The following is a 12,443-nucleotide window of genomic DNA, read 5'->3' on the forward strand; positions in this document are numbered from 1 at the left end:
GCGTGAAGGGTTGCCCTGGAGGGTAAAGTGATATCACTTGGCTAGAGCCGCGATATGCATTCCAGAACGGGGAATCCATCATGTCCACACCCGCCGACGTGCCCGAGATGCCCGCCCCGCACGTGCGGGAGTTCACCGCGCACAGCATCGGGGGCGGGCTCGCGCTGCTGCTCGGGCTGGTCGGGATCCTGGCCGCCGTCGGCCTGTTCGTGGCCGCCTCGGCGAGCCCCGGCTTCGCCGTCGGCGGTGTCCTCGTCCTGCTGGCCGCGCTGATCTCGCTGCGCGGACTGAACACGGTCGCGCCCGGCGAGGCGCGCGTGGTCCAGCTCTTCGGGCGCTACCGCGGCACGATCCGCCAGGACGGGCTGCGCTGGGTGAACCCCTTCACCTCGCGCTCCAAGATCTCCACCCGCGTCCGCAACCACGAGACCGCCGTCCTCAAGGTCAACGACGCCTACGGCAACCCGATCGAGCTCGCCGCGGTGGTGGTCTGGAAGGTGCGGGACACCGCGCAGGCGACCTTCGAGGTGGACAACTACCTGGAGTTCGTGGCCACCCAGACCGAGGCCGCGGTCCGCCACATCGCCATCGAGTACCCCTACGACGCCCACGACGAGGGCGGCCTCTCACTGCGCGGCAACGCCGAGGAGATCACCGAGAAGCTCGCCGTCGAACTGCACGCGCGCGTGGAGGCGGCCGGCGTCCAGATCATCGAGTCCCGCTTCACGCATCTCGCGTACGCTCCCGAGATCGCCTCGGCGATGCTCCAGCGGCAGCAGGCCGGCGCGGTCGTGGCGGCCCGGCGGCAGATCGTGGACGGAGCGGTCGGCATGGTCGAGGCGGCGCTCGCGCGGATCTCCGAGCGGGACATCGTGGAGCTGGACAACGAGCGCAAGGCGGCGATGGTGTCGAACCTGATGGTGGTGCTGTGCGGCGACCGCGCGCCCCAGCCCGTCCTCAACACGGGGACCCTCTACCAATGACGGATTCCGCCGGGGGTTCGGCCCCGCAGAGCCGGCCGCAGCAGCGCAAGCAGGTGCTGCTGCGGCTGGACCCGTCCGTCTACGAGGCCCTGGCCCGGTGGGCCGGAGACGAACTGCGGTCGGCCAACGCACAGATCGAGTTCCTGCTGCGGAAGGCGCTGAAAGAGGCCGGCCGCCTGCCGGACCAGGCGGGACCGATCCCGCGCCGAGGCCGCCCGCCCACCGACCGCGAGTCCTGACCCCGGACACCTGGGCGCAGACCGCCGGATCCATGTAGCAGAACCGTGACAATCGGCCCCCACCTGCGCACCCGTACGCCCCGCCATGATCTACACACACCGCGTATACATGAGGCGTATACACCGTGTGTAGAGTGCTTGGCATGTCCATCGGTCACACCCTCCTGGGGCTCCTGGAGTCCGGCCCGCGCCACGGTTACGACCTGAAGCGGGCCTTCGACGAGAAGTTCGGTCACGACCGGCCGCTGCACTACGGCCAGGTCTACTCGACGATGTCCCGACTGCTGAAGAACGGGCTCGTGGAAGTCGACGGCATCGAGGCCGGCGGCGGCCCCGAGCGCAAGAGATACGCGATCACCGACGCCGGCATCACCGACGTGGAGCGGTGGCTGGCGACGCCGGAGAAGCCGGAGGAGTACCTCCAGTCGACCCTCTACACCAAGGTCGTCCTGGCGCTGCTCACCCATCGCGAGGCCGCCGACATCCTCGACAGCCAGCGCTCCGAGCACCTGCGCAGCATGCGCATCCTGACCGACCGCAAGCGGCGGGGCGATCTGGCGGACCAACTGGTCTGCGACCACGCCCTGTTCCACCTGGAAGCCGATCTGCGCTGGCTGGAGCTGACGGCCGCCCGGCTCGACAAGCTCCGTGAGGCGGTGGCCAAGTGACTCCTCCGCCCGGTTCCCTGCTGGCCGCCCAGGACCTGCGCAAGGCCTACGGCCCCACCCTCGCGCTCGACGGCGCCGAGTTCTCCATCCACCCAGGCGAGGTCGTCGCCGTGATGGGCCCCTCCGGGTCCGGCAAGTCGACGCTGCTGCACTGTCTGGCCGGCATCGTGCCGCCCGACTCGGGCTCGATCACGTACCAGGGTCGCGAGATGGCGACCATGAGCGACGCGCAGCGCAGTCAGCTGCGGCGCTCCGAGTTCGGTTTCGTCTTCCAGTTCGGCCAGCTCGTGCCCGAGCTCACCTGCGTGGAGAACGTCGCCCTGCCGCTGCGGCTGAACGGCACCTCCCGCAAGGAGTCCGAGCGGGCCGCGCTGACCTGGATGGAGCGCCTGGAGGTCGACGACCTCGGCAAGAAGCGCCCCGGCGAGGTGTCCGGCGGACAGGGGCAGCGCGTCGCCGTCGCCCGCGCGCTGGTCACCGGTCCGCGCGTGCTGTTCGCCGACGAGCCGACGGGCGCGCTCGACTCGCTCAACGGCGAGCGCGTGATGGAGCTGCTCACCGACGCGGCCCGGTCCACCAACGCGGCCGTCGTCCTCGTCACGCACGAGGCCCGCGTGGCCGCGTACTCCGACCGCGAGATCGTCGTACGGGACGGCAAGTCCCGGGACATGGAGCGGGCCGTATGAACGCGCGGCAGGTGGTCAGGGATCTGGCCATGGGGGTGCGGTTCGCCTTCGCCGGCGGGCGCGAGGGCTGGGTACGGGCTCTGCTGACCGCCGTCGGCGTGGGGCTCGGGGTGGCGCTGCTGCTGCTCACCACCGCCCTGCCGAACGCGCTGAGCGTGCGGCACGACCGGGAGGCCGCGCGCAGCGACATCACGTACACCTCGAAGAGGATCAAGAAGGCCGACGACACCGTGATCGTCGCGAACGTCGGTACGACCTTCCGCGACAAGGACGTCCGGGGCCGCGCGCTGCAGCCGGAGGGCCCGAAGTCCCCGCTGCCGCCCGGTGTGGCGAAGTTCCCGGGGGCGGGCGAGATGGTCGTCTCCCCCAAGCTGAAGAGGCTCCTGGACTCCTCCGACGGGAAGCTGCTGCGCGAGCGGCTGCCGCAGAAGATCGTCGGGACGATCGGCGAGAGCGGACTGATCGGCTCGGCCGAACTCGCCTTCTACCGGGGCGCCGACGACCTCGCGGCGAGGATCGACGGCGGCCGGGTCGAGCGCATCGACCACTTCGGGGACCCGGACCCCTCGTCCGACGCGATGGACCCCGTACTGCTCCTGCTGGTCCTGGTGGTGTTCGTGGCGCTGCTGATGCCGGTCGCCGTCTTCATCGCGGCGGCCGTGCGGTTCGGCGGGGAGCGGCGCGACCGGCGGCTCGCGGCGCTGCGGCTGGTGGGCTCCGACAGCGGGATGACCCGGCGGATCGCGGCCGGCGAGGCGCTCGCGGGCTCGGTGCTCGGACTGGTGCTCGGCGCCGGGTTCTTCATGATCGGCCGGCAGATCGCGGGCTCCATGGAGGTCTTCGACGTCAGTGTGTTCCCGAGCTACCTCAACCCCTCCCCCGCGCTCGCCCTGCTGGTCGCCCTCGCGGTGCCGGCGGCCGCGGTGCTGGTGACGCTGCTGGCCATGCGCGGGGTGGTCATCGAACCGCTCGGCGTGGTCCGTACGGCGAAGCCGGCCCGGCGCCGGCTGTGGTGGCGGCTGCTGCTGCCGCTGGCCGGGCTCGCGATGCTCTACCCGATGATCGGGCAGGGCCGCACCAACGGCGACTTCAACCAGTACCTCGTCATCGGCGGCGTGATGCTGCTCCTGGTCGGCATCACCGCGCTGCTGCCGTGGATCGTGGAGGCGGTCGTCGCCCGGCTCGGCTCGGGCGGAGTCGCCTGGCAACTGGCCGTGCGCAGGCTCCAGTTGAGCAGCGGTTCGGCGGCCCGGATGGTCAACGGCATCGCGGTGGCGGTGGCCGGGGCGATCGCGCTGCAGATGCTGTTCGCGGGCGTGGACGGCGACTACACCAGGGACACCGGCCTCGATGTGACGCGGGCGCAGATGCAGGTGACGCTGCCGAGCGGGGTGTCGACCGCCGAGGCCGGCGCCAAGTTCAAGGCGACCGAGGGCGTGCGCTCCGTCGACGTCTACTCCGACGGCACCCTCGGCGACCGGCGCAAGGATCCGGTGCGCTCCACCTCGATGACCGTCGGCACCTGTGCGGCGCTGCGCGAGGTGGCCCGCCTGTCCTCCTGCCACGAGGGCGACGTCTTCGCCGTCCGCAACGTCGAGTACGACAACGACACGCCCAAGCTCGCCAAGGCGGGCGGGACGCTGTACCTCGACCCGAGCTACGAGGGTGACTCCACGCGCGGCAAGGAGATCCCCTGGCAGCTGCCGGCCGGCGTGAAGACCGCCGATCCGCGCAAGGACATGACCGGCTACGAACGGGGCGGCTTCCTGGTCACCCCGAAGGCACTGCCGGCCACCACCCTGGCGGGCCTGAGCGGGCAGGTCTATCTCAGCCTCGACCAGTCGGTGCCCGATGTGCAGGACCTGGTCCGCAACACGGCGACCGCCATCAACCCGATGACGGATCCGATGACCTGGTCGGCCACCCAGCGGTCGGACAAGTACACCTCCATCCGCACCGGCCTGTTCGTCGGCGCCGCGGCTGTGCTGGCGCTGATCGGGGCGAGTCTGCTGGTGTCCCAGCTGGAGCAGTTGCGCGAGCGCAAGAAGCTGCTGTCGGCGCTGGTCGCCTTCGGCACCCGGCGGCGCACGCTGAGCCTGTCGGTGCTGTGGCAGACGGCCATCCCGATCGCCCTGGGGCTGGCGCTCGCGTCGGCGGTCGGGCTGACGCTGGGCGCGGTGCTGCTGCGGATGACGGACACGAAGGTGCGCGTGGACTGGACGAGCGTGCTGCAGATGACGGGCGTCGGCGCGGGGATCGTCCTGGCCGTGACCCTGCTCAGCCTGCCGCCCCTGCTGCGCATGATGCGGCCGGACGGACTGCGCACGGAGTAGCAGCCGCCCGCAGCCCTCCGCTCGCTCCGGTCAGAGTCCGTACTCCCGTACCACCCGGCGGACTTGGGCGAACAGCATGCCCACGTTCACCGACTTGCGGCACACGACCACGGCGACGACGTCCTGTTGCTCGGTCATCCGCACGAACAGATGCGTGAGGTTCTCGCTGTTGACGAGGATCTCCTGGAAGAAGTGGTGGTCACTGGTGATCCCGCGGCGCTCCTTGAAGACGTCCTCGATCATCACGACCGTACGGCCCTGGAACAGGTCGAGGGTCGCGCCCGCCAGCAGGTCGAGGACCTCTGGCGGGTGGTTGTCCACCGTCTCGTACGACAGCAGCATCCCGGTGGACATGTCGACCACGCCCGAGGCCACGCAGTCGGGGGCATCGGTGCGGAGTGCTTTGACCAGGCCCATCACCTGGTCGGAGAAACCTGGGGTCATGCGCTTCGTCGCCATCCCTTCAGACTCCTTCTGGTGCTTTTTCCGGTGCTTTCTCGGTGAGGATCAGGTCGATGCGGTGCAGCGCCTGCCGGGTCGCCCGGTGCAGGTGGTCCACGTCGATGCCCTCGTCTCCGAGTACGACCATCAGGGCGGCGTCGCCGACGGCGTAGAAGGCCGCGCAGCCGTGGCTGCCGTAGGTCACCGTCCGCCGCAGGGTGCCGCGGTCGGTGGCCGCCGCGGTGCGCCGGGCGAGGCCGACGCCGGCCGCGGCGAGGGCGGCGAGGCCCTCCGGATCGATGGAGTCGGCGGTGTCGGCGGCGATGAGCAGTCCGTCGGCGGCCGCGAGCGCCGTGTCGGTGATGCCGGCCACCTGTTCGCGCAGTCCGCGCATTTCCAGGGTCAGCGCTTCATGGTCCATGGAATCAACTCCCCATATTCCGTTCGCAATTGATCGGTTTTCTCATTTCGGGCTTCGCTCATTTCGAGGTTCCGTTCCGCAGCCGGAAGAACCCTTTCCAGCTCGCGCCGTGCTTCTCCGGGGCGAGCGAGGGGGCGAGTGATTCGGTGATGCCGCTGGCGCCGGGGCTGCGCCGGGGCAGTTCGACGGCGCGCGGCGCGGCGGGCACGGGCGGCGGGGGCGCGGGCGGCGGGGTGCGCTGCCGGACACCCCCGGGCGGGGTGCGGACGACGATCGGCGGGGGCGGTCCCGGGGTTTCCAGGAGCCCCTCGGCGAGCATGCGGGCCACCTCGACGGTGACGGTGTAGACCCCGCGTCCGGTGCGGAAGGCGAGGTCACGGGCGGTACGGCGGCCGTCCGCGTGGGCGAGCAGCTCGCTCCGCAACTGGGTGAGCGGACCGTCGGCCCAGCCGGCGGCGGGCACGGGCCGCTCGCGGTCGGGGTGGACGGGCCGGGGCATGGCGGCGACCGCGGCGAGCTTGCGGGAGGCGTCCTGGAGCAGCCGTCCGGGCGGCTCACCGACGGCGACCGGGGCCGGCGGCCCCACGTCCCCCTCGGTGCGCTCACAGCCGTGGACACCGCCCGCGGCGATCGCGAACGCGGCGTCCTGCAAGGCCATCACGCACATCACCCGCAGCTGCGCGGCCCCCGCGTACCCGTGCGCGATCAGCCCGGCGACCGGCCAGCGCGCGCCCCCCGCCTCCCGCACCAGCGCGGCCCACTGCTCCCCGTCGATACGCCCCGAGCGCAGCAGCAACGCCTCGGGTCCCGGCGCCCCGGGCGACTCCACGGCGACCACGAGCCCGTCGCGCAGATGGAAGGCCCCGCCGGGCGCCCCCGCCACCCGCAGCTCCCCCGTCAGCCCCTCCCGCCCGCACGCGACGAGGGACCGCGCCAGGAGGTCGTACCCCGACATCGCGCCCCCCAGCCGTGTCGCACATACGCCTGACGCGTAGCGCTCAGGGGGGAAGGTGTATCAGTCCGGGCGCATATTCCGGCTGGGGGTTTCCAACCTGTCTTCAGGTGACGGAAGTTACGCCCGAGGACGTGTCAATTCACTTCGTTCGACGCCGTATTTGAGCGATCCGAGGACGGGTCGGTATCGGCGGACGGAGGCGCGTCCCGCGGGTTCCGCTGCGCCGGATCCTGCCCCGGATCCTGCTCCGGTTCCCGTTCCAGCTCCTCCTCGCGTTCCAGCGCCTGCTCCTCGGCCCGCTGTTCCTCCGAATACCGCTTCAGATAGCTGACCACCGTGTTCGACACCGCCACCAGCGGTACGGCGACCACCGCGCCGCCGATGCCCGCGACCATGCCGCCCGCCGCGACCGACAGGACGACCGCGAGGGGGTGGACGCGGACCGCGCGGCCGAGGATGAAGGGCTGGAGGATGTGGCCCTCGATCTGCTGGACGGCGAGGACCACCGCGAGGGTCATCACCGCGGTGAACACGCCCTGGGTGACCAGGGCGACGACCACCGCGAGCGCGCCGGAGGCGACCGCGCCGACCAGGGGGATGAAGGAGAACAGAAAGATGAACACGGCCAGCGGGACGGCCATGGGCACGTCGAGGAAGTAGATGCCGACGCCGATGAAGATCGCGTCGATGAGGGCGACGATCACCGTGCCGCGGACGTAGGCCGTCAGCGTGTGCCAGGCGCGCGGTCCCGCACCCGCCACGCCGGGCCGGGCGTCAGCGGGAACCAGCTTGAGCACCCAGCCCCAGATGCGCTCACCGTCGTACAGCAGGAAGAGCGTCGAGAAGAACGCCAGCAGGATCCCGGTCAGGGCCTCGATGACGACCTGCACGCCCTCCAGGCCCACCGAGGTGATCTGGTCGGTGTTGGCGCCGACCGCGTCGCGCAGATTCTTGGCGATCTGGTTGATCTGCTTGTCGGTGACGTGGAAGGGGCTCTTCAACAGCCAGTTGCGCAGGTCGTCGATGCCGTTCTGGATCTGGTCGGAGAGGTTGTCGATGTTCTCCATGACCTGCCAGGTCACGAACCAGCCGATCAGCCCCATCACGCAGAAGCCGAGGATCGCGGTGAGCGCGGTGGCCAGCCCGCCCGGCACCCCGTGCCGCTTCAGCCGCGCCACCGTTGGCTGCAGCAGCGCCGTGATGAGCAGCGCGATCACGAAGGCGAGGATGACGAGCTGTACGGCGCTGATGACCCGCATCAGCACCCACACGGTGCCCGCGAGCACCAGCAGGCGCCAGCCGGCCTCCGCCGCCACCCGAACGCCCCAGGGCACGGCCTGGGCGGGATCGGGGCGGACGGTGAGCTGCCGGGGCGCGGAGGCGCGCTTGACGGTCGCGACTGGCTTGGTGGGCGGACGGTCGGCCGACGGGCCCTCGGGCGCGGACGCCTTCGCCTGGGCGCGGTCCGCGCGTTGGTGGTCCGGTTCCGGCGCGACGGGCGGTGACGGTACGTCGGAGTCGGAACTCTCCCGTTCCACCTCGGCCCGGCGCTGATCCAGCCGCTCACTCAGATCCGTGAGTCCGGCGCCGATCCGGCCGAGCCATCCAGGCACGCGCGACATGATTCGCCCTCTACCCCCGTCTGTGACCACCACTCCTCCCTGGAGTCGTCGCGTCCGACCGTACAGGGCGAAAGCCCCTCCCCTAAGGACGGGGAGGGGCTGCGCGAGGTTGAGAGGTGCGGCCGTCGGTTTCGACGCGGCGGCTCAGGCTTCGAGGCCTAGTACCAGCTGTTGGCCTGCCAGAAGGACCAGGCTTCGCACGGGCTGCCGTAGCGGCCGTCCATGTAGCTCAGGCCCCACTTGATCTGGGTGGCCGGGTTGGTCTGCCAGTCGGAGCCCGCCGAGGAGTACTTGGAGGCGGGCAGTGCCTGGAAGAGACCGTAGGCACCGGAGGAGGCGTTGACCGCGTTCATGTTCCAGCCGGACTCGTGGTCCACGATGTTGCTGAAGCACTGGAACTGGGCGCTCGGCACCATCTGGCGGGCGATCGCCTGGATCTGGGAGACCGAGTACGAGCTCTGCACCGGGAAGGAGGAAGCGTCACGCGTGCTGGTGCGGCTCGCGGCCTTCTTGGCCTCGGCGCGCTCCTTGGCTTCCTTCTCCGCCTTCTCGGCGGCCGCCTTCTTTTCGAGGGCGGTCTTCGCGGCTGCCTTGCGGGCCGACTCCTCGGCGCCCTTCTTGGCGCTCGCGTCGGCCGCGATGGCCTGCGCGTCCGCCTGCTGCGTCAGGGACGCCAGCTGCACGTGGGCCTGCTGGCCCGCGGGTATGTCCGCGAGGAGCGTCGCATCGGTTGCCGTCGCCTCTGCGTCGTTGTTCTGCGCCACGCTGCCCGAGGCAACGCCCACGACGCTTCCGACGGCGGTGACCGCGGTGGCCGAGACCACTGCGAATCCCCGGACCGAGATCCGGCTCACACGGTTTCCTTCCAGCATCGCCCGCTTCGGTGACCCTGGCGGACGCAATCGTGCCCCTGAACACTGGCCTCCCAACTGCGGGGTCACGGGAGGCACGGGCCCGGTGGGCAACTCCCACGAGGGGAGCGCCGCTTGGTGCTCGGGCGGCATACGACGACGCTGTTCAGTTGGCTGTGATGCTGCTGTTGCGTTGTACCGCTGGGGGCACAGGTGTGTCGTATGCGGGGCCTGACAGGAGTGAGACTCTGCCGTAACCGGACGCCGGGTGGCAATTCTGAGTTGCGTGTGAAAGCTCACATCCCGTTTGACGCCGGTGAATTCGAGAAACACCGGCACGCGAAGGCGCCGCCCGGCTAGGCTCTTGGCCTTTCCGGGCGGCGCCAACCAACGAGTAGCTACCGCAAGTTGAGCACTTGGGTCAGATCTGCCCGTCCTCCAGCATTTCGGTCACAAGAGCCGCGATCTGGGACCTCTCGGACCGGTTCAGGGTGACATGCGCGAAGAGCGGATGCCCCTTCAGCTTCTCCACGACGGCGACCACACCGTCGTAGCGACCGACCCGCAGGTTGTCCCGCTGGGCGACGTCATGGGTCAGGATCACCCGTGAGTTCGCGCCGATCCGGGACAGAACGGTCAGCAGGACATTCCTCTCCAGTGACTGCGCCTCGTCCACGATCACGAACGCGTCGTGCAGCGAGCGGCCGCGGATGTGGGTCAGGGGCAGCACTTCGAGCATCCCGCGCGCGGTGACCTCTTCGATGACCTCGCGGCTGGTGACCGCGGAGAGCGTGTCGAAGACCGCCTGCGCCCAGGGGCCCATCTTCTCGGCCTCGGAGCCGGGCAGATAGCCGAGCTCCTGTCCGCCCACCGCGTACAGCGGCCGGAAGACCATGACTTTCTGGTGCTGGCGGCGCTCCAGGACCGCCTCGAGACCCGCGCACAGCGCGAGCGCCGACTTGCCGGTGCCGGCCCGCCCTCCCATCGACACGATCCCGACGTCCGGGTCGAGCAGCAGATCCAGCGCGATGCGCTGCTCCGCGCTGCGGCCCTTGATGCCGAACGCCTCCCGGTCGCCGCGCACGAGGCGGACGTTGCCCTCGGACGTCACCCGGCCCAGCGCGTTGCCGCGCTCGGACTGGATGGTGAGCCCGGTGTGCACGGGAAGGTCGGCGGCCTCGGGCACGTACACGTGCCCTTCCTCGAAGAGGATGTCCACCTGCTCGCCGGCCAGGGTCAGTTCGGACATTCCGGTCCAGCCGGAGGAGCCCGTGATGGCGAGTTCCGCGCGGTACTCCTCGGCGAGGAGCCCGACGGACGAGGCCTTGATCCTGAGCGGCAGGTCCTTGGACACGACCGTGACGTCGAACCCCTCGGCCTGCAGATTGCGGGCGACCGCGAGGATGCGGGAGTCGTTGTCCCCCAGGCGGTAGCCGCTGGGCAGCACGCTGGGGTCCGAGTGGTTGAGCTCGACACGGATGGTCCCGCCCAGCTCCCCGATCGGGATGGGGGCATCGAGGCGACCGAACTTCACCCGGTAGTCGTCGAGCAGGCGCAGGGCCTGCCTGGCGAAGTACCCGAGCTCGGGATGGTGCCGCTTGGCCTCCAGTTCCGTGACCACGACGATGGGGAGCACTACTTCGTGCTCCTCGAAGCGGGTCATGGCGTTCGGGTCGGCCAGCAGGACGCTGGTGTCGAGAACATAGGTGCGCCGGTCTGGCATACGGCGCTTTGTGCTGGTCACCACGGAAGGACGTACCCCCTCGGATGAGGTCGGGGAGCGACGGAGTGGAGCTGGACCGGTCGACGGCCGCTGTGCACGGGCCGAGAACCGGCCCTCCACTGCTTCTTCCGTGCCGTGACCGCACGGTCGAGCTGGTGCAAAGGGCCTCCCGGGCGGACGGCCCCGTGCCGTCCGCTGAGATCCGACACCCGTGGTTCGGGCATCGACCTGCTTGGCTTATGCCCTCGAACATGCGCCGCCATGCCACGGCATATGACGGCGCCCCGGTGAACTCCTTGTTACTTCCGCCCCAAAAGGGATGGTCCCGATGTCGCCAGGACCGCCCCGCCGGCCCCCACGGGCCCGCTGTCAGCCTCCGTAGCGGCGGTGGCGCAGCGCGTAGTCGCGCAGTGCGCGCAGGAAGTCGACCTTGCGGAAGGCCGGCCAGAAGACCTCACAGAAGTAGTACTCCGAGTGGGCCGACTGCCACAGCATGAATCCGGACAGCCGCTGCTCGCCGCTGGTACGGATCACCAGATCGGGGTCGGGCTGCGCACCCGTGTAGAGGTGCTTGCTGATCATGTCTACGTCGACGGCCTCGGCGAGCTGGTCCATCGAGGTGCCCTTGTCGTGGGCGTCGAGGATCATCGAGCGGACGGCGTCGGCGATCTCCTGCCGGCCGCCGTAGCCGATGGCCACGTTGACCACTATCCCGTCGACCAGCGCGGTGGCCTCCTCGGCCTCCTTCAGCGCGGTCTGCATCTGGCCGGGCAGCAGGTCGGGGGTGCCGACGTGGTGCACGCGCCAGCGGCCGTCGGCGGCGAGGGTGCGCACGACGTCCTCGATGATGCCGAGCAGCGGGCCGAGCTCGTCCTGGGGCCGGTCGAAGTTGTCCGTCGACAGCAGCCAGAGGGTGACGACCTCGACGTCCGTCTCGGTGCACCAGCCGAGGAACTCCTCGATCTTCTCCGCGCCGGCCCGGTGGCCGTGCACGGTGGTGGAGCCCGCGGCCTTCGCCCAACGGCGGTTGCCGTCCATGATGACGCCGATGTGCTTGGGCACCTGAGCGTGGTCCAGGTGGCCTTCCACCCGGCGTGCGTAGAGCCTGACCAGCAGGCCGCGCAGCTTGTCGCGCAGGTTCACGTGATGTCAGCCCCTCCGTACGGTGGCGGTCCCCGCGTCCGGCAGCGTACCGCTGCCTGGCCGCACCCGAGTTGGGGGGTCCGGCGGTCGGGAACGCGGTGGGTGAGGACGCGGTGCTTGAAGTTGCGGTGCTTGAGGATGCGTCGCCGAGTGCAGGACGGCGGGGGCCGGTCGAGCGGTTCCCGCGACCCCCGGGTGCCTGCCGTGAGCGTCCACTCCGGGTGTCCCTGTCCGCCCACATAAAACGGGCCGGTCCGTGGGGGGGATACGGACCGGCCCGAGGGGGGGTTTCCACCATAACCCTTCGTAAGTGATGCTGCGTGCATCGGCGTGCCACAACTACTCTCCGGAATCGAACGGCGACGCGCCGATGGCCGC

Annotated in this window: 12 protein-coding genes; 5 read left to right on the forward strand and 7 right to left on the reverse strand. The window is 70.3% G+C overall.

Features of this window, described 5'->3' with window-relative positions; all coding sequences use genetic code 11:
* The first annotated feature begins 80 nt into the window (after nucleotides 1–80).
* The 5 genes from ACIQI8_RS20680 to ACIQI8_RS20700 all read left to right on the forward strand — a co-directional run bounded on the left by ACIQI8_RS20680 (nucleotide 81) and on the right by ACIQI8_RS20700 (nucleotide 4,909).
* Nucleotides 81–983: an SPFH domain-containing protein gene (locus ACIQI8_RS20680; protein ID WP_402352380.1), complete on the forward strand. Its 903-nt coding sequence runs from the start codon at nucleotides 81–83 to the stop codon at nucleotides 981–983.
* The gene (locus tag ACIQI8_RS20685; RefSeq protein WP_402352383.1) at nucleotides 980–1,222 is read left to right on the forward strand and encodes a hypothetical protein; all 243 of its coding nucleotides are present in this window, start codon (nucleotides 980–982) and stop codon (nucleotides 1,220–1,222) included. Before ACIQI8_RS20680 ends, ACIQI8_RS20685 begins: the two co-directional genes overlap by 4 nt.
* 143 nt (nucleotides 1,223–1,365) lie before the next feature.
* The gene (locus ACIQI8_RS20690) at nucleotides 1,366–1,890 is read left to right on the forward strand and encodes a PadR family transcriptional regulator (protein ID WP_123998000.1); all 525 of its coding nucleotides are present in this window, start codon (nucleotides 1,366–1,368) and stop codon (nucleotides 1,888–1,890) included.
* Complete coding sequence (locus ACIQI8_RS20695; RefSeq protein WP_402352386.1) at nucleotides 1,887–2,576, forward strand: ABC transporter ATP-binding protein; 690 nt, start codon at nucleotides 1,887–1,889, stop codon at nucleotides 2,574–2,576. Before ACIQI8_RS20690 ends, ACIQI8_RS20695 begins: the two co-directional genes overlap by 4 nt.
* Nucleotides 2,573–4,909, forward strand: coding sequence for an ABC transporter permease (locus tag ACIQI8_RS20700; RefSeq protein WP_402352389.1), 2,337 nt, complete (start codon nucleotides 2,573–2,575; stop codon nucleotides 4,907–4,909). Before ACIQI8_RS20695 ends, ACIQI8_RS20700 begins: the two co-directional genes overlap by 4 nt.
* 30 nt (nucleotides 4,910–4,939) lie before the next feature.
* On the opposite strand, the gene ACIQI8_RS20705 is transcribed toward ACIQI8_RS20700, so the two are convergent.
* The 7 genes from ACIQI8_RS20705 to ACIQI8_RS20735 form a co-directional block, all read right to left on the reverse strand.
* Nucleotides 4,940–5,368 carry a hypothetical protein gene (locus ACIQI8_RS20705; protein ID WP_402352392.1) on the reverse strand — a complete coding sequence of 143 codons (429 nt, stop codon included), beginning with the start codon at nucleotides 5,366–5,368 and terminating at the stop codon, nucleotides 4,940–4,942.
* A 4-nt stretch (nucleotides 5,369–5,372) separates the two neighbouring features.
* Complete coding sequence (locus ACIQI8_RS20710; protein ID WP_185146059.1) at nucleotides 5,373–5,771, reverse strand: roadblock/LC7 domain-containing protein; 399 nt, start codon at nucleotides 5,769–5,771, stop codon at nucleotides 5,373–5,375.
* Between the two features lie 58 nt (nucleotides 5,772–5,829).
* The gene (locus tag ACIQI8_RS20715; protein ID WP_402352397.1) at nucleotides 5,830–6,726 is read right to left on the reverse strand and encodes a MarR family transcriptional regulator; all 897 of its coding nucleotides are present in this window, start codon (nucleotides 6,724–6,726) and stop codon (nucleotides 5,830–5,832) included.
* Nucleotides 6,727–6,860: 134 nt separating this feature from the next.
* A complete protein-coding gene (locus ACIQI8_RS20720) occupies nucleotides 6,861–8,348 on the reverse strand; it encodes an AI-2E family transporter (protein WP_402352400.1) in 1,488 nt (495 codons plus the stop codon).
* Between the two features lie 158 nt (nucleotides 8,349–8,506).
* The gene (locus tag ACIQI8_RS20725; protein WP_402352403.1) at nucleotides 8,507–9,202 is read right to left on the reverse strand and encodes a transglycosylase SLT domain-containing protein; all 696 of its coding nucleotides are present in this window, start codon (nucleotides 9,200–9,202) and stop codon (nucleotides 8,507–8,509) included.
* A 418-nt stretch (nucleotides 9,203–9,620) separates the two neighbouring features.
* The gene (locus tag ACIQI8_RS20730) at nucleotides 9,621–10,946 is read right to left on the reverse strand and encodes a PhoH family protein (RefSeq protein ID WP_402352406.1); all 1,326 of its coding nucleotides are present in this window, start codon (nucleotides 10,944–10,946) and stop codon (nucleotides 9,621–9,623) included.
* 345 nt (nucleotides 10,947–11,291) lie between these two features.
* Nucleotides 11,292–12,065, reverse strand: coding sequence for an isoprenyl transferase (locus ACIQI8_RS20735; RefSeq protein WP_123998008.1), 774 nt, complete (start codon nucleotides 12,063–12,065; stop codon nucleotides 11,292–11,294).
* Nucleotides 12,066–12,443: the final 378 nt, after the last annotated feature.

It is taken from the genome of Streptomyces sp. NPDC092369, assembly GCF_044755245.1.
In the GTDB taxonomy this organism is placed as follows: domain Bacteria; phylum Actinomycetota; class Actinomycetes; order Streptomycetales; family Streptomycetaceae; genus Streptomyces.

Bases quoted from the DNA above. Each gene is read 5' to 3' on its own strand.
- ACIQI8_RS20690 (WP_123998000.1), top strand. From the start codon at position 1,366: ATGTCCATCGGTCACACCCTCCTGGGGCTCCTGGAGTCCGGCCCGCGC.
- ACIQI8_RS20715 (WP_402352397.1), bottom strand. From the start codon at position 6,726: ATGTCGGGGTACGACCTCCTGGCGCGGTCCCTCGTCGCGTGCGGGCGG.
- ACIQI8_RS20680 (WP_402352380.1), top strand. From the start codon at position 81: ATGTCCACACCCGCCGACGTGCCCGAGATGCCCGCCCCGCACGTGCGG.
- ACIQI8_RS20710 (WP_185146059.1), bottom strand. From the start codon at position 5,771: ATGGACCATGAAGCGCTGACCCTGGAAATGCGCGGACTGCGCGAACAG.
- ACIQI8_RS20705 (WP_402352392.1), bottom strand. From the start codon at position 5,368: ATGGCGACGAAGCGCATGACCCCAGGTTTCTCCGACCAGGTGATGGGC.
- ACIQI8_RS20700 (WP_402352389.1), top strand. From the start codon at position 2,573: ATGAACGCGCGGCAGGTGGTCAGGGATCTGGCCATGGGGGTGCGGTTC.
- ACIQI8_RS20685 (WP_402352383.1), top strand. From the start codon at position 980: ATGACGGATTCCGCCGGGGGTTCGGCCCCGCAGAGCCGGCCGCAGCAG.
- ACIQI8_RS20720 (WP_402352400.1), bottom strand. From the start codon at position 8,348: ATGTCGCGCGTGCCTGGATGGCTCGGCCGGATCGGCGCCGGACTCACG.